The following is a 15,300-nucleotide window of genomic DNA, read 5'->3' as shown; positions in this document are numbered from 1 at the left end:
CGTGAAACTGCCCTCCTCTCTTCAACGACTGAGCACGCTGCAGCTGGCGCTGGGCGTATCGATTGCCGTACATGCCGTATTGCTGACCATCCGGTTTGTAGACCCTGAGAACTTCGAGCGCGTGTTTCAGGACACGCCACTGGAAGTGATTCTGGTCAACGCCCGTGCCAACGAGATACCGGACAAAGCTGCGGCCATTGCCCAGACCTCGCTGGCCGGCGGCGGCGATGCGGAAAAGGGCCGGGCCACCAGCCCCATGCCCTACTCGGCCCTCACGGCGGTGGGCGATGATTTTGAGGAAAAGCAGCGCCAGCTCGACGCCATGGAAGAGCAGCAACATCACTTGCTGACCCAACTGCGCCAGCAGGTCGCCGCGCTGCCGCCCATGGACCCGCGCCTGAACGCAGAGAATCCGGCCAAGGAATCACAGGAAGAAAAGCGGCTGCAGCTCATCAAGATGCTGGCCGAGATTGAAAAGCGCATCAACACCGAGAACGCTCGCCCCAAAAAGCGCTACATCAGCCCCGCGACCAAGGAAGCCGTGTATGCCGTCTATTACGACGCGCTGCGCCGCAAGGTGGAAGACAAGGGCACAGAGAACTTCCCCGAAAACAAGGGCCAGAAGCTCTACGGCGAACTGGTCCTTGTGATGACCGTGAACCACGACGGCCATGTGCTGTCCACCGAAGTGGTGCAAGGCTCGGGCAACCGCATGCTGGATACCCGCGCCGAAGCCATTGCCCGCGCTGCCGGCCCCTACGGCCACTTTGGCCCGGCCATGCGCACCAAGGCCGATCAGATCGCCGTGGTCTCGCGCTTTCTCTTCACTCGCGACCAGACGCTGGAAACCAGCGTGCAATAAGCCCCGGCTGCGCCCTACCCGCATTACCAGTGGCTGCTGCGGCAGCCCCGACTTCCATGACCGCTACCACCGACTCGTACTGCGTTGCTGGCAACCCTGTTGCCCATAGCCGCTCCCCCTGGATTCATGCCCGCTTTGCCGAACTGACAGGCCAGCAACTGGGCTATGAGCGCGCACTGGTCCCGCTCGACGGCTTTGCCACCTTTGTGCAGGACTTTGCCGCCGCCGGTGGCAAGGGCTGCAACGTCACCGTGCCTTTCAAACTTCAGGCGGCCGAGCTGGCCACCAGCGCCAGCGAGCGTGTACGCTTGGCTGGCGCGGCCAACACCCTGGTCTTCAGCGCCAGCGGCATTCATGCCGACAACACCGATGGTCTGGGCATCGTGGCCGATATCACCCGCAACGCATGCATAGCGATTGCCGGGTGCGATGTGCTGCTGCTGGGTGCAGGTGGCGCAGCGGCTGGCGCTTTAGGCTCATTGCTGGAGCAAAATCCCCGCCGCATTGCCGTGGTGAACCGCACCCACGCCAGAGCCCAAGCACTGGTCGCCCAGCACGCCGCTATCGCCGCGCTACATAAAGTAGAGCTGATTGCACTTGAAAGAAAAGCGCTAGAGGCCGATTTAACCCAATGTTTCGACATCATCATCAACGCCACGGCCAGCAGTTTGGCCGGGGCTGATGTGCCCGCGCCCGCCAGCGTGCTGCACGCACGCAGTCTGGCCTACGACATGATGTATGGTCCCGCCGCCCAGAATTTCCTGGACTGGGCCAGCAGCCATGGCGCGCTAGCGCGTGATGGCCTTGGCATGCTGGTGGAACAAGCCGCTGAGTCCTTTTCCATGTGGCGCGGTGTGCGCCCGCCATCGGCTCAAGTACTGGCTGAGTTACGCGAACTGCTGCAAACCGAACCAGCGCGTTAATACAGCCTGTTAGCCATGAAAGCCTTTGCCCGCCTGCTCCTGCTAGTGCTTTGCGCAGCTTTGCTGCTGCAATTATTTTTTGTAGCACGTATCGCAGTCATGGCTTGGCTTGATCCGGAATCCACGACCTATCAACGCTCTGAAGCCTGGCAGCTGGCCCATAGCGAAGACGGTCTGCGCTGGCGCCAGCAATGGGTGGACTACGGAAAAATCTCCAGCAATTTGACGCGTGCAGTGATTGCATCTGAAGACGCTGGCTTTATTGACCACCACGGCGTGCAGTGGGATGCGATCCAGAAGGCCTGGCAGCGCAACGCCAAGGCCGAAGCCAAGGCTGGGCAGAGCGATAGCGGAAAACCAGCCAAGGTTTATGGCGGCTCCACCATCACCCAGCAGCTGGCCAAAAACCTGCTGCTGTCTGGTGAGCGCAATTTTCTGCGCAAGGGGCAAGAGCTAGTCCTAGCCCAGTTGCTGGAGCTGATGCTGAGCAAGCAGCGCATTCTGGAGATTTATCTCAACAACGTGGAATGGGGCCATGGCGTGTTTGGTGCCGAAGCTGCTGCCCAGCACTACTTTCGCAAAAGCGCAGCCCAGCTCAGCGCCAGTGAGGCAGCCCGGCTGGCCGCCATGCTGCCTGCACCCAAGCGCTTTGAAAAAATGCCGCAATCGCGTTATCTGGCTCAGCGCACCCGCACTATTGCAAGATACATACCGATGGTGACCGCCCCTTGAGAGGCGCTACATTCAAACCATGCGAATTCTAGGAATCGACCCCGGTCTGCAGACCACGGGCTTTGGCGTTATCGACATGGCAGGCCAGCGCCTGAGCTATGTGGCCAGCGGCACCATACGTACCAACAAGATGGAGCTGGGCGATCTACCAGGTCGCCTCAAGGTGCTGTTTGATGGCATTTCGGAAGTCACTTCACGCTACAGCCCTGATTGCTCTGCGGTGGAAATCGTCTTCGTCAACGTCAACCCTCAGTCCACCCTGCTGCTGGGACAAGCACGCGGCGCGGCGTTGACGGCACTCGTCAACGCCAACCTGCCAGTGTCTGAATACACCGCCCTGCAGATGAAAAAGGCCGTGACTGGCCATGGCCGTGCGGCCAAGAATCAGATTCAGGAAATGGTCAAACGCCTGCTGCAACTGCCCGGCCTGCCCGGCACCGATGCCGCCGATGCACTGGGGCTGGCTATTACCCATGCTCACGCCCACGCAGCCATGAGCTTGATGGCCAAATCCACCGATCTGCAACGCAAGCAGCACGCGATGTTCAAGGGTGGAAGAGTTTATTGATTCCCATATGCCGCTTTCAGGCTTCGTCCTGAGGGGAGGACAGCCTCTAAGTCAGGCCGTGCGGTTTTGTTGCTCGTTCAGCTTCTTAATAACCACCCAGCACCATGGAGGCGATCACACCCGTGGCAATGCCGATCAGCAGATAGTCGCTGCCGTTCTGCACCCATTGATAGCCGCGCGGAGGCGCAGAGAGGTGGTGGCCGCGCCAGTCGTTGACGACATAGTGGTGCGAGCGGTACTGGGGCGGCACGCGGTAGCCGCGCTGCCAATTGTGGTCGGGACCTGCGCCACGGCGGTCATGGCGGTTATCAGCCCGGCGGTCGTCATAACGACGATCGTCACGACGCTGGTTGTCGTTGTTACGGCCACGGTCATCATGGCGACCACCATGGCGCATGTCTTGCGAACCATGGCCGGGAGGCGGGCCGGGCTGGGCCTGAACGGCCAGACTCCCCAGACCCAGACAGGCAGCGACGGAGGCGGAAAGAATGCGAGAGGTCAGACGGGACATAGTTTTTCCTTTCTGAAGCAAGGCACTCAACAGATTTCGAGGCCATGCCTGCATCTTCGCCAAATCACGCTCAGCGGCAAGCCGAACCAGGGTCTTTTACCGCTTTTTTGCCTGTGCTTTACAAAGCAAATACAGCTGTAGCGCTTGTGTATCAAGCACTGACAGCTATGCACTTCAAATGCATCAACATCAGCATGGCGCCAATGCCTAGATAACGCGTCCCACAAACATCACGGCAAAAAAGGCCAAACCGGCAATCACCGTCCACTTGAAAAGCAAAAAGCCAAGACGCTTGTACGACTGCTTGCCAGTCCCGAGATAGAAGGCAAAGCTCAACGCCGAAGCCAGAATCAGCAGCGTGGCAAGCCATCGAAAGATCAGCATGCTGTCTCGCTTACCAGGCCTGCGCCGGCAGAGCAAAGCCTTGAGGAGCCTGACGCTCGCTCTCGAAGGTCACGATTTCCCAAGTCTCTGGCTGAGCCATCATGGCGCGCAGCAGCTTGTTGTTCAGGCCGTGGCCCGAGCGGAAGGCGCTATAGGCTCCGAGGATGGGCTTGCCAATCAGGTACAGGTCACCGATGGCATCCAGAATCTTGTGCTTGGCAAACTCGTCGTCATAGCGCAGGCCATCGCTATTGAGGACCTTGTAGTCGTCCATGACGATTGCGTTATCCAGACCACCGCCCAGCGCCAGACCGTTGTTGCGCAGCATTTCCACATCCTTGGTAAAGCCAAAGGTGCGGGCACGGGCGATGTCGCGGGTGTAGTTGTCAAGCCCCATATCAAACTCCACGCATTGGCCGGTGGAATCCACGGCAGGATGGGCAAAGTCGATCTCAAAACGCAGTTTGAAGCCGTGGTAAGGGCCAAAACGCGCCCACTTCAGGCTCTGGCCCTCACCTTCGCGCACTTCAACCGGGCTCTTGATGCGGATAAAGCGCTTGGGGGCTTTTTGCAGCTCAATGCCTGCGCTTTGCAGCAAAAACACGAAGGACGAAGATGATCCATCCAGAATCGGCACTTCTTCAGCCGTGATGTCCACATAGATGTTGTCGATGCCCAGACCGGCAATGGCCGACATCAGATGCTCCACCGTATGCACCTTGGCACCACCGGTGCCGATGGTGGACGCCATGCGCGTATCCGTAACGGCCTCGGGAGAAATAGGAATGTCCACAGGCTCAGGCAAATCCACGCGACGAAACACGATGCCGGTATCAGGCTGGGCAGGGCGTAGTGTCAACTCGACACGCTGTCCGCTGTGCAGGCCCACGCCTACGGCACGGGAAATAGTCTTGATGGTGCGTTGCTGAAGCATGTCGTTATTTTAAATGCGACAACCCTGAGAAGGCATATACCAACTCAGGGTTGTCTTAATCGCTGCGATAAAGCGAACTGATGAAGGCCTCGCTGCTTAACGTACCAGAGGACCTTACGGCTGACTCTCAAACACTGGCGTACTCGAAGTCAGAGACACCAAGGAAGGGCCGCCCCGCACCTAGGGTGTCGTCCCCCTCCCGCGAAGCGAGAGAGGGGGAAGGCGCAAAGCGCCTCAGGGGGGTGACCAACGATCAGTCAGCCTGCTTGCGCAGGAATGCGGGGATTTCCACATCATCCATACCGCCAGACGCCAGTGCGCTCACGCGCTCCGAAGCCTGGGTGCGGTTGGTGCGCCAGACGCTGGGCACATTGGTATTGGCCGTGCCGTAGTCCAGACCGCCAATTGGAGGCAGACCCACTGCGACGTTGTCAGTACCAGTGCGCAAACCGCCCTGCACCACCTGAATGTTCTGGCGGCGCACGTTGGGACGCGACAGGCCGGTAGCTACCACGGTCACACGGATTTCGTCACCCAGCGAGTCATCGTAGGCAGCGCCGTAGATCACATGGGCATCAGGCGAAGCGTAGGCATTGATGGTGGACATGGCCAGACGCGACTCGGACAGCTTCAGGCTGCCCTTGGCGGCTGTCACCAGCACCAGCACGCCCTTGGCGCCAGACAGATCGATGCCTTCCAGCAGTGGGCAAGCCACGGCCTGCTCGGCAGCAATGCGGGCACGATCAGGGCCTGCGGCCTTGGCGGTACCCATCATGGCCTTGCCAGGCTCACCCATCACGGTGCGCACGTCTTCGAAGTCGACGTTCACATGGCCGTACTCGTTAATGATCTCGGCAATACCGCCCACGGCGTTCTTCAGAACATCGTTGGCATGGGCAAAAGCCTCATCCTGGGAGATATCGTCACCCAGCACATCGAGCAGCTTTTCGTTAAGCACCACGATCAGCGAGTCCACATTCGCTTCCAGCTCGGCCAGGCCGTTGTCAGCGTTTTGCATGCGGCGACCACCTTCCCAGTCGAAAGGCTTGGTCACCACACCCACCGTCAGAATGCCCATTTCCTTGGCCACTCGTGCGATCACAGGCGATGCACCGGTACCCGTACCACCACCCATACCGGCTGTAATGAAGAGCATGTGCGCGCCTTCAATCGCAGCGCGAATATCGTCCACAGCCAGCTCAGCAGACTCACGCCCCTTTTCGGGCTTGCTGCCTGCACCCAGGCCGCTGCCACCCAGATGGATGGTGCGGTGGGCGCGGCTGCGCAGCAGAGCTTGAGCATCGGTATTGGCAGTGATGAATTCAACGCCTTGCACGCTGCGCTCAATCATGTGGTCAACGGCATTGCCGCCACCGCCGCCGACGCCGATCACCTTGATCTGCGTGCCTTGGTTGAATTCTTCAGTTTCAATCATGTCGATAGGCATGGTGATGCTCCTGTTCTCTAGTGGTGGTTTGTCGCTGCTGTGGAAAAGAAATCTCGAACTCTTGGGGCCATCGCGGTCTTCGTCGTCGATGCCGCGAATAATCCACCTGGGGAGGCCCGGTGATGAACATGCGATAAGCGCTCATATCAGAAGTTCCCCACGATAAAGTCTTTGAACCGGCCAAAAGCAGTCTTCATGGAACCGCTCTTCTGGGCCACCTTGTAGCCGCGCATGCGTGCCAGGCGTGCTTCATCAAGCAGGCCCATCACGGTGGCGGCGCGGGGCTGGGCGACCATATCGGCCAGCGCACCCGAATATTTAGGAAGACCACGGCGCACAGGCTTGAGGAAGATGTCCTCGCCCAGCTCGATCATTCCGGGCATGACGGCACTGCCGCCGGTAAGCACAATGCCCGAGGACAGCACTTCTTCGTAACCCGACTCGCGGATGACTTGCTGCACCAGCGAGAAAATTTCTTCTACGCGCGGCTCAATCACACCCGCCAGCGCCTGCTTGCTGATCATCCGGGGGCTGCGGTCGCCAAGGCCAGGCACTTCGACTTGCGCGTCGGGGTCGGCCAGCAGTTGCTTGGCATAGCCGCTTTCGACCTTGATGTCTTCCGCATCCTTGGTGGGCGTGCGCAGCGCCATGGCGATGTCGCTGGTGATCAGGTCACCGGCAATCGGAATCACGGCCGTGTGACGAATAGCGCCACCCGTGAAGATGGCTACATCGGTCGCACCGGCACCGATATCCACCACCGCCACACCCAGCTCACGCTCGTCGTCGGTCAGCACGGCCTGGGCGGATGCCAGTGGGTTGAGCAGCAGCTGCTCCACTTCCAGACCGCAGCGGCGCACGCACTTGATGATGTTCTCGGCAGCGCTTTGCGCACCGGTCACGATATGAATCTTGGCTTCGAGGCGAATGCCGCTCATGCCGATGGGCTCGCGCACTTCGTGGCCGTCAATGACGAACTCCTGCGCCTCCACCAGCAGCAGTCGCTGGTCGGACGAGATATTGATGGCTTTGGCGGTTTCCATCACGCGGGCCATGTCGGTGGACGAGACTTCTTTGTCCTTGATGGCCACCATGCCGCTGGAATTAAGGCCACGGATATGACTGCCCGTGATGCCAGTACAGACCCGCTGAATTTTGCAGTCGGCCATCAGCTCAGCCTCTTTCAAAGCCTGCTGAATGCTCTGCACGGTAGCGTCAATATTGACGACCACGCCGCGCTTGAGGCCGTTGCTGGGCGCTACACCCAGACCTGCCAGCTTGAGTTCTCCATTGGACAGAACCTCAGCCACCACAGCCATGACTTTGGCTGTGCCGATATCCAGCCCAACGATCACATCCTTGTATTCTCTTGCCATATCAGCATCCGCCCTCGGTAAGTTCCGTCTTGTCTTTATGTGCGCCTTGCATAGCTGCGTTCCTGCTCCGGTTCATCGTCTGGGCCTGGCAGATGCCGGCGCTGAGGATCCAGTGGTTACGCCCTTGAGTCGCAAGGCATAGCCGTCTTCGTAGCGCAAATCAGCGGATGCAAGATCCGCAGCCGAGCGCTGGTATTGAGAGGTGATCTGAGGCAGTGTGCGCACCAGGCGCTGCACGCGCAGCAGCACGTCTTCTGTCGTGCCACCACCCAGTTCAATCTGAGCATCGTTGTCCAGCACAGCATCCCAGCTGCCACGTGCATTCAGCGTTAGGCTGTCCAGCCCCACGTGCAGAGGCTTCAGGGCAGGAGCCAGCGAGTGGTACATCTGCAGCACGCGCGGGGCCGAACCTTCAGGCCCTTGCAGGCGCGGCAAACCTTCGCGGTCCAGCTCACCCAGGTTGGCTTCAAACACTTCACCAGCCTTATTGACCAGACCGGTGCTGGTCTCGGGACCCCAGAAAGCCTCCGCCACATGCTCTTTCAGAGACACGCGCAGACCGTTCGGATATTCGCGGCGCACCTGCGCTTCCTGAACCCAGGGCACTTGCTCGAAGGCATGCTGAGCCGCCTTCAGGTCCACGGTAAAGAAGTTGCCTTTGAGCACGGGCGCCACATTGGCGCGCAGCGTCACTGCGTTGTTGTGCACCAACTCACCTTCCACCACGATGCGGCCAATATTGAAGGCCGGAGTTCGCATCAACCACCACCCCACGGTCATCACGCACGCGGCCAAGCAACCCATGAACATGACCGTTGCGGTGATGTTCATGAGCTTGACGTCGAACGGGACGACAGATGTGGGCTGGCTGCGGTTCATGGCTTCTCCGCGTCTCCATCCAGTGCGCTCATGGCCAGAATGCCCAGGCACAGGTTTTCATAACTCACACCGGAGGCACGCGCAGCCATGGGGACGAGAGAATGCCCTGTCATGCCCGGCGATGTATTGATCTCCAGCAAGAAAGGCTTGCGGTCACTGCCGCGAATCATGATGTCGGCACGTGCCCAGCCACGGCAGCCCAGCGTGCGGAAGGCTTTTTCCACAATGCGCTGGATCTCTATCTCTTCATCTGTCGGCAGACCGCTGGGGCAGTGGTACTGCGTGGTGTCGGTGAAGTACTTGTTCTGATAGTCGTAGTTGCCTTCGGGCGCCACGATGCGAATCACGGGAAGCGCGCCAGCCTTGGCACCAGTGCCAAGCACGGGGCAGGTAGTTTCATCACCCGTGATGAATTCCTCGCACAGCACTTCTGCGTCGTACTGTGCAGCCAGCGCATAGGCTTTGGCACATTCGTCAGCATTCATCACCTTGGTCAGGCCGATGCTGGAGCCATCACGTGCGGGCTTGACGATCATGGGCGCGCCCAGCGCTTCAAACGCAGCGCGGGTTTCATTGGCCGATGCCACCATGCGCCAGTCCGGCGTGGGCAGGCCTTCAAAGCGCCAGATGCGCTTGGTCATGACCTTGTCCATGGCAATGCTCGAAGCCATCACGCCCGAGCCGGTGTAAGGAATGCCCAGCAACTCCAGCGCGCCCTGCACCGTGCCGTCTTCACCAAAGCGGCCATGCAGCGCGATAAAGCAGCGGTCGAAGCCTTGCACCTTGAGCTGGTCCAGCGTCTGCTCTGCCGGATCAAACTTGTGAGCATCCACACCCTTGGACTGCAGCGCGGCCAGCACACCAGAGCCCGACATCAGCGAGACCTCACGCTCGGACGAGCGACCGCCCATCAGCACGGCAACCTTGCCCAGTGCTTTCACATCAATGTTTGTGCCAAATGTGCTCATTGCGCGCTCCCAGCGGGCGCAGCCAGCTCTTGTTTTTGAAGCATTTCAACCAGTTTCCCAGGGACGGCACCGATAGACCCAGCACCCATGCACAGCAATACATCGCCGCCTTGCGCGTTGGCCGCAATGGCCACCGGCATATCGGCAATGTCTTCCACAAAAATAGGCTCGACCTTGCCAGCCACGCGCAGTGCGCGGGCCAGAGAGCGGCCATCCGCCGCTACGATAGGCGCCTCGCCAGCGGCATAGACCTCGGCCAGCAGCACGGAATCAGCGTTGCCGATGACCTTCACAAAGTCCTCAAAGCAGTCACGCGTGCGGCTGTAGCGGTGGGGCTGGAAGGCCAGCACCAGTCGCTGGCCAGGGAAGGCACCGCGCGCAGCAGCCAGCGTGGCCGCCATTTCAACGGGGTGATGACCATAGTCGTCAATGACGGTGAACACGCCACCATTGCTGGCAGGCAGATCGCCGTAGCGTTGGAAGCGACGGCCCACGCCCTTGAAGCCTTCGAGTGCACGCAGCAGTGCCTCGTCGGAAATCTCCAGCTCCATGGCCACGACCACAGCAGACAGCGCATTCAAAACGTTGTGCTCGCCGGGCAGGCTCAGCACCACATCCAGATCGGGGTAGGTTTGCTCACCCAGGCAGCGCTTGACCGTAAAGCACATGCGACCGGCTTCGGCTCGCACATTGATGGCGCGCACCTGAGCGTCTTCGGCAAAGCCGTAAGTCGTCACCGGGCGGGCCAGCTTGGGCAAAATTTCGCGCACCGCAGGGCTATCCAGGCACAGGATGGCACGGCCATAGAACGGCATGCGGTGCAGAAAATCAACAAACGCCTGCTTCAGACGGCCAAAGTCATGGCCGTAAGTTTCCATATGGTCGGCGTCAATATTGGTGACGACAGCCATCACGGGCAGCAGGTTCAGGAAGGATGCATCAGACTCATCGGCCTCGACCACGATGTAGTCGCCATGGCCCAGCTTGGCATTGGCGCCAGCGCTATTGAGCTTGCCGCCGATCACAAATGTGGGGTCCAGACCGGCTTCGGCCAGCACGCTGGTCACCAGGCTGGTAGTCGTGGTCTTGCCGTGCGCGCCAGCAATGGCGATACCTTGCTTGAAGCGCATGAGCTCAGCCAGCATCAGCGCGCGGGGCACGACAGGGATTTTTTTCTCGCGGGCGGCCACGACTTCGGGGTTGTCACCCTGCACAGCGGTCGATGTGACCACGGCATCGGCACCCGAAATATTCTCGGCTGCATGACCCACAAAGGTCTTGATGCCAAGACCCGACAGGCGACGCAGCGTGGCGCTATCAGCCAGGTCGGAGCCCGAAATAACGTAACCCAGGTTATGCAGAACCTCTGCAATTCCGCTCATGCCGGAGCCACCAATACCGACAAAGTGAATGTGTTGAATGGCGTGTTTCATGCGGCCAATTCCTCACAAGCGGCGACCACCTTTTCAGTGGCATCAATCTTTTGCATTTTCTTCGCGAGTTCAGCGCGCTCCAACAGCGTAGCGCGCTGCATATTTTGTAGCATTTCAGCCAACCCGTGGGGGCTCAGAGTACTTTGTGGCATCAACCATCCAGCTCCGGCATCAACCAGAAAACGGGCATTGCTTGTCTGGTGGTCATCCACCGCTGCCGGGAAGGGCACATAAACCGCTGCTGCGCCCACGGCGGCTATCTCGGTCACGGTGCTGGCACCGGCGCGGCAGACGATGACATCCGCCTCAGCAAAGGCTTTGGCCGTGTCATCAATAAAGGGGGTCAGCTCGGCCTGCACACCAGCCGCCTGATAGTTGGCACGCAGTGCGTCAATCTGCGCCGCGCCACTCTGGTGCGTCACCCGAGGGCGCTGGTCGGCAGAAATCAGGGCCAGCGCCTTGGGTACGATTTCGTTCAGCGCCTTCGCGCCCAGACTGCCACCCACGATCAGCAGCTTGAGCGTGCCAGTGCGGCCTGCAAAGCGCTGGGCGGGTGCGCCCTGCTCCAGAAAAGGCTGACGCAGCGGGTTGCCAACCCACTCGCCCTTGGCAAACACCTTGGGGAAAGCAGTGAACACGCGCTTGGCAACCATGGCCACGACCTTGTTGGCCATGCCGGCCACAGAGTTCTGCTCATGCAGCACCACAGGCACGCCAGACATGGCGGCCATCAGGCCACCGGGTACGGTGAGGTAGCCACCAAGGCCGATGACCACATCGGGCTGCACGCGCTGGATCACGCCACGCGCTTGAGAGAAAGCCTTGAGCAGCTTGAATGGCAGTTGCAGCAGGGTCTTGATGCCCTTACCGCGCACGCCGCCAAACTCAATCAACTCCAGTGCAAAGCCTTGCGGCGGCACGATGCGCGACTCCATGGAGCCGGGTGCGCCCAGCCAGTGCACATTCCAGCCGCGCGCACGCAACTCTTGCGCCACCGCCAGACCAGGGAAGATATGGCCGCCCGTGCCGCCCGCCATGACCAGCGCAGTGCGTTGCTTGTTTTTTGAGACCGGGAGGCTCATGCGTGGCCTCCCTTCATCAGCAGCTTGTTTTCGTAATCAACTCTGAGCACAACAGCTATCGCAATCAAATTCATCAAAATGGCTGAACCGCCAAAACTCATTAACGGAAGAGTCAGGCCTTTGGTTGGCAGCGCGCCCAAATTCACACCCATGTTGATAAAGGCCTGAAAGCCCATCCAGATCGCCACGCCCTCAGCCACCAGCCCGGCAAACACACGGTCAAGGGCGATGGCCTGACGGCCGATCAGCATGATGCGACGGGTCAGCCAGAAGAAGACGGCGGCAATCACCAGCAGGCCAATCAGACCGAACTCTTCACCAATCACGGCCAGCAAGAAGTCGGTATGCGCTTCGGGCAACCAGTGCAGCTTTTCCACGCTGCGGCCCAAACCGACACCAAAGATTTCACCGCGGCCAATGGCAATCAGCGCGTGCGAGAGCTGGTAGCCCTTGCCCAGTGCGTGCTTCTCATCCCATGGATCGAGGTAGGCAAAAATACGTTCACGGCGCCATTCCGAGGTCGCAATAATCATGGCGAACGCAGCGACCACCAGCAGCGCGATGATGAAAAACATGCGCGCATTCACGCCGCCCAGAAACAGAATGCCCATGGAGATCACGACGATCACCATGAAAGCGCCCATATCAGGCTCGGCCAGCAACAGCACACCCACCACCACCACGGCCAGCCCCATGGGCAGCACGGCGCGGAAGAAGCGCTCTTTGACTTCCATCTTGCGCACCATGTAGTCGGCGGCATAGATCAAGATGGAGAACTTGGCCAGCTCAGAAGGCTGGAAGTTCATGATGCCCAGTGACAGCCAGCGCCGCGCGCCGTTGACCACGGTGCCCACGTGCGGAATCAGCACCGCAACCAGCAACAGAATGGAAACAACAAACAGCTTGCGCGCCACCTTCTCCCAGACATTCATGGGAACCTGGAAGGCCAGCAGAGCGCCCACGAATGCCATGCCGATAGACATGGTATGGCGCAGCAGGAAGTGATAGGGCTGAATCTTGCCGAATCGCGGGTTATCCGGCATCGCAATCGATGCCGAATAGACCATGACCAGACTCCAGGACAGCAAGGCGATGACAACCCAGATCAATGCCTGATCAAGACCCAGCACACTGGCCGGCGTGCGAGTGGGACGGTCATACAACGGCCCGCCCACGCGCACGGGAAGTACGTCAATGGGTTTGTCCTCAGCGCTGCGAAACCACGAGCGCATGAGGCCGGAGAGGCTGGTCAGGAAGGCGGCAGTCATGCACCGTCCTCCAGTTGCTGGCCTGTGTCCAGCGCCAGCTCACGTACCGCTTCCACAAACTGGTGGGCGCGGTCCGCGTAGTCTTTGAACATGTCCATGCTTGCGCAGGCGGGCGAGAGCAGCACGGCATCATTGGCATGGGCCAGACGGGCGGCATGCAGCACGGCATCCTGCATGGTGGTCGCATCAACCAGCGTCACGCCGCAGTCGGCCAGGGCTTCACGGATGAGAGGCGCATCCTGACCAATCAGCACCGCAGCGCGCACATAGCGCGAGACCGGTGCAGCCAGCGGCGCAAAATCCTGGCCCTTGCCCAGACCTCCCAGAATCACCACGATGCGGTGATCAGGACCCAGACCCATGAGAGCAGCCACGGTGGCACCCACGTTCGTGCCCTTGCTGTCGTCAAAGTATTCGACATCGCTCACGCGGCCAATGGGTTGCACGCGGTGCGGCTCACCACGATATTCACGCAGGCCGTAGAGCAGCGGAGCCAGATTGCAGCCCGCGCCCGTTGCCAGCGCCAGTGCTGACAGGGCATTGATGGCGTTGTGACGACCACGAATGCGCAGAGCATCGGCCGGCATCAGGCGGGTAATGTGCAGGTCATCGGCGTGCTTGCCCTTGCTGGTTTCGTCGGCCTCATGGGCGCGCACCAGCCAGGTCATGCCGTTGACTGTTTCCAGACCAAAGTCGCCGGGGCGGCGCGGCATGTCTCCACCAAAGGTGACATAAGCACGCTGAAAGGTCTTGCCGCGCTTGCCAGGAACCGGCACTGCGGCAGGCAGCATGGCCATGACCACAGGGTCTTCGCGATTCAGCACCATCAGGCCCTGCTCGCCAAAGACATGGGCCTTGGCTGCCGCATAGGCTGGCATGCCACCATGCCAGTCCAGATGGTCTTGTGTGATATTGAGCACCGTGGCCGCCGTGGGCGCAAAGCCCTTGTCTCCCACGTTCAAGTCGTCGAGCTGGAAGCTGGACAGCTCCAGCACCCAGGCCTGCGGCAGGGTCTCGGCGTCAATGCGCTGGGACAGCGTATCAAGAAGAGTCGGGCCGATATTGCCAGCCACACCCACAGACAAACCGGCGTTTTCCAGCAGTTGCCCGGTCAGCGAGGTGACCGTGGTCTTGCCATTGGTGCCTGTGATGCCCAGCACCTTGGGCGCGTAGCCATGGGCTTCGCGCAGACCTTTGAGGGCGAAAGCGAACAGATCCAGCTCACCGCCCGTGGGCAGGCCAATACTGCGCGCGGCGTTAAAAACGGAGGCGACACTTGCAGGACTCAAGCCCGGTGAACGGTAAACGGAACTCAGACTCTGGCCATCGACCAGAGCCGCAGTGAATTCACCAGAGACAAAGCGCACGCCAGGTAACTCAGCCTGCAGGGCAGGCAGGAAGGGTGGCGTCTCGCGCGTATCGGCCACAGTGACATCGGCACCGGCGCGCGCACACCAGCGCGCCATGGCGATGCCCGAAATTCCCAAACCCAGAATCAGTACACGCTGGCCCTGCAGATGCTGGGCTGCGCCTCGGGGCCACAGCGCAGGCACGGGCGGCAAATCCACCACTTCAGCTTCAGCCACTTCTGGCTCCTCTTGGGCCTGCGTGACTTCGCCGTCTGCGGCATCGGAGATGCTGGGGTCGGCAAAAATTTGCGCCACAAAGGCGGCCGCATCTCTGGCGGCCGTCAAGGTGGAGATATCAGGAATGGGCTCGGCATCCACCGCCGAGCGCAGACCTTCAGCGACGGCTGGTGCCACCTGCACTGCTTCAACTTCAGTAGCAGCTACCGCTTCAAATTCATTCACTTCAGCGGCAATTGCCTCTGAAGTCGCTTGCAGATGAGCGTCAGGTGCTTGGATTTGCATAGCATCTTCCAACTCCTGCATCAGAGCCTGATCGTCGTGCTTGAGGTCTTCGTCCTGCATGG

At 60.2% G+C, this 15,300-nt stretch carries 15 protein-coding genes; 4 read left to right on the top strand and 11 right to left on the bottom strand.

The features are described from left to right. The first annotated feature begins 1 nt into the window (after position 1). Genes CLU84_RS02135 through ruvC form a run of 4 tightly spaced genes read left to right on the top strand, consistent with a single transcriptional unit; the run spans position 2 to position 3,085 of the window. Positions 2 to 862 (top strand): energy transducer TonB, encoded by an 861-nt coding sequence (locus CLU84_RS02135; protein WP_099735724.1) that lies wholly within the window; start codon positions 2 to 4, stop codon positions 860 to 862. A 56-nt stretch (positions 863 to 918) separates the two neighbouring features. Then, on the top strand, positions 919 to 1,785 hold the full coding sequence (gene aroE / locus CLU84_RS02130) for a shikimate dehydrogenase (RefSeq protein ID WP_099737816.1): 867 nt from the start codon (positions 919 to 921) through the stop codon (positions 1,783 to 1,785). Positions 1,786 to 1,800: 15 nt separating this feature from the next. After that, positions 1,801 to 2,517 carry a monofunctional biosynthetic peptidoglycan transglycosylase gene (gene mtgA / locus CLU84_RS02125; RefSeq protein WP_099735723.1) on the top strand — a complete coding sequence of 239 codons (717 nt, stop codon included), beginning with the start codon at positions 1,801 to 1,803 and terminating at the stop codon, positions 2,515 to 2,517. Between the two features lie 19 nt (positions 2,518 to 2,536). Beyond that, the gene (gene ruvC, locus CLU84_RS02120) at positions 2,537 to 3,085 is read left to right on the top strand and encodes a crossover junction endodeoxyribonuclease RuvC (RefSeq protein ID WP_099735722.1); all 549 of its coding nucleotides are present in this window, start codon (positions 2,537 to 2,539) and stop codon (positions 3,083 to 3,085) included. An 85-nt stretch (positions 3,086 to 3,170) separates the two neighbouring features. Here the strand turns inward: ruvC and CLU84_RS02115 are convergent, their stop codons facing one another. From CLU84_RS02115 to murD, 11 genes are all read right to left on the bottom strand, one after another. After that, a complete protein-coding gene (locus CLU84_RS02115; RefSeq protein ID WP_099735721.1) occupies positions 3,171 to 3,596 on the bottom strand; it encodes an RcnB family protein in 426 nt (141 codons plus the stop codon). Between the two features lie 207 nt (positions 3,597 to 3,803). Further along, positions 3,804 to 3,980, bottom strand: a complete 177-nt coding sequence (locus tag CLU84_RS22120; protein ID WP_199173671.1) for a hypothetical protein — start codon at positions 3,978 to 3,980, stop codon at positions 3,804 to 3,806. A gap of 10 nt (positions 3,981 to 3,990) precedes the next feature. After that, positions 3,991 to 4,914 (bottom strand): UDP-3-O-acyl-N-acetylglucosamine deacetylase, encoded by a 924-nt coding sequence (gene lpxC, locus CLU84_RS02110; protein WP_099735720.1) that lies wholly within the window; start codon positions 4,912 to 4,914, stop codon positions 3,991 to 3,993. Between the two features lie 253 nt (positions 4,915 to 5,167). Then, a complete protein-coding gene (gene ftsZ / locus CLU84_RS02105; RefSeq protein WP_099735719.1) occupies positions 5,168 to 6,361 on the bottom strand; it encodes a cell division protein FtsZ in 1,194 nt (397 codons plus the stop codon). Positions 6,362 to 6,507: 146 nt separating this feature from the next. Next, positions 6,508 to 7,737 carry a cell division protein FtsA gene (gene ftsA / locus CLU84_RS02100; RefSeq protein ID WP_099735718.1) on the bottom strand — a complete coding sequence of 410 codons (1,230 nt, stop codon included), beginning with the start codon at positions 7,735 to 7,737 and terminating at the stop codon, positions 6,508 to 6,510. Between the two features lie 72 nt (positions 7,738 to 7,809). Next, positions 7,810 to 8,616 (bottom strand): cell division protein FtsQ/DivIB, encoded by an 807-nt coding sequence (locus tag CLU84_RS02095; protein ID WP_099735717.1) that lies wholly within the window; start codon positions 8,614 to 8,616, stop codon positions 7,810 to 7,812. Then, positions 8,613 to 9,584: a D-alanine--D-alanine ligase gene (locus CLU84_RS02090; protein WP_099735716.1), complete on the bottom strand. Its 972-nt coding sequence runs from the start codon at positions 9,582 to 9,584 to the stop codon at positions 8,613 to 8,615. Before CLU84_RS02090 ends, CLU84_RS02095 begins: the two co-directional genes overlap by 4 nt. Continuing rightward, complete coding sequence (gene murC, locus CLU84_RS02085; RefSeq protein ID WP_099735715.1) at positions 9,581 to 11,017, bottom strand: UDP-N-acetylmuramate--L-alanine ligase; 1,437 nt, start codon at positions 11,015 to 11,017, stop codon at positions 9,581 to 9,583. The genes CLU84_RS02090 and murC overlap by 4 nt, the downstream gene beginning before the upstream one ends. Further along, a complete protein-coding gene (murG, locus tag CLU84_RS02080; protein WP_099735714.1) occupies positions 11,014 to 12,099 on the bottom strand; it encodes an undecaprenyldiphospho-muramoylpentapeptide beta-N-acetylglucosaminyltransferase in 1,086 nt (361 codons plus the stop codon). The genes murC and murG overlap by 4 nt, the downstream gene beginning before the upstream one ends. Beyond that, positions 12,096 to 13,367 (bottom strand): putative lipid II flippase FtsW, encoded by a 1,272-nt coding sequence (ftsW, locus tag CLU84_RS02075; protein ID WP_099735713.1) that lies wholly within the window; start codon positions 13,365 to 13,367, stop codon positions 12,096 to 12,098. The genes murG and ftsW overlap by 4 nt, the downstream gene beginning before the upstream one ends. After that, positions 13,364 to 15,298, bottom strand: a complete 1,935-nt coding sequence (gene murD, locus CLU84_RS02070; RefSeq protein ID WP_099735712.1) for a UDP-N-acetylmuramoyl-L-alanine--D-glutamate ligase — start codon at positions 15,296 to 15,298, stop codon at positions 13,364 to 13,366. Before murD ends, ftsW begins: the two co-directional genes overlap by 4 nt. Between the last annotated feature and the right edge of the window lie 2 nt (positions 15,299 to 15,300).

Source organism: Comamonas sp. 26, from assembly GCF_002754475.1.
Taxonomy (GTDB): Bacteria; Pseudomonadota; Gammaproteobacteria; order Burkholderiales; family Burkholderiaceae_C; genus Comamonas.
The sequence above is the reverse complement of the archived record's forward strand: the minus strand, read 5'-3'. Positions and strand labels throughout refer to the sequence as shown.

What these genes read in the sequence shown, in the direction of transcription:
- ruvC (WP_099735722.1), top strand. Translation starts at nt 2,537, where the DNA reads ATGCGAATTCTAGGAATCGACCCCGGTCTGCAGACCACGGGCTTTGGC.
- CLU84_RS22120 (WP_199173671.1), bottom strand. Translation starts at nt 3,980, where the DNA reads ATGCTGATCTTTCGATGGCTTGCCACGCTGCTGATTCTGGCTTCGGCG.
- lpxC (WP_099735720.1), bottom strand. Translation starts at nt 4,914, where the DNA reads ATGCTTCAGCAACGCACCATCAAGACTATTTCCCGTGCCGTAGGCGTG.
- CLU84_RS02090 (WP_099735716.1), bottom strand. Translation starts at nt 9,584, where the DNA reads ATGAGCACATTTGGCACAAACATTGATGTGAAAGCACTGGGCAAGGTT.
- mtgA (WP_099735723.1), top strand. Translation starts at nt 1,801, where the DNA reads ATGAAAGCCTTTGCCCGCCTGCTCCTGCTAGTGCTTTGCGCAGCTTTG.
- ftsZ (WP_099735719.1), bottom strand. Translation starts at nt 6,361, where the DNA reads ATGCCTATCGACATGATTGAAACTGAAGAATTCAACCAAGGCACGCAG.
- aroE (WP_099737816.1), top strand. Translation starts at nt 919, where the DNA reads ATGACCGCTACCACCGACTCGTACTGCGTTGCTGGCAACCCTGTTGCC.
- ftsW (WP_099735713.1), bottom strand. Translation starts at nt 13,367, where the DNA reads ATGACTGCCGCCTTCCTGACCAGCCTCTCCGGCCTCATGCGCTCGTGG.
- murD (WP_099735712.1), bottom strand. Translation starts at nt 15,298, where the DNA reads ATGCAGGACGAAGACCTCAAGCACGACGATCAGGCTCTGATGCAGGAG.
- CLU84_RS02115 (WP_099735721.1), bottom strand. Translation starts at nt 3,596, where the DNA reads ATGTCCCGTCTGACCTCTCGCATTCTTTCCGCCTCCGTCGCTGCCTGT.
- CLU84_RS02095 (WP_099735717.1), bottom strand. Translation starts at nt 8,616, where the DNA reads ATGAACCGCAGCCAGCCCACATCTGTCGTCCCGTTCGACGTCAAGCTC.
- murC (WP_099735715.1), bottom strand. Translation starts at nt 11,017, where the DNA reads ATGAAACACGCCATTCAACACATTCACTTTGTCGGTATTGGTGGCTCC.
- ftsA (WP_099735718.1), bottom strand. Translation starts at nt 7,737, where the DNA reads ATGGCAAGAGAATACAAGGATGTGATCGTTGGGCTGGATATCGGCACA.
- murG (WP_099735714.1), bottom strand. Translation starts at nt 12,099, where the DNA reads ATGAGCCTCCCGGTCTCAAAAAACAAGCAACGCACTGCGCTGGTCATG.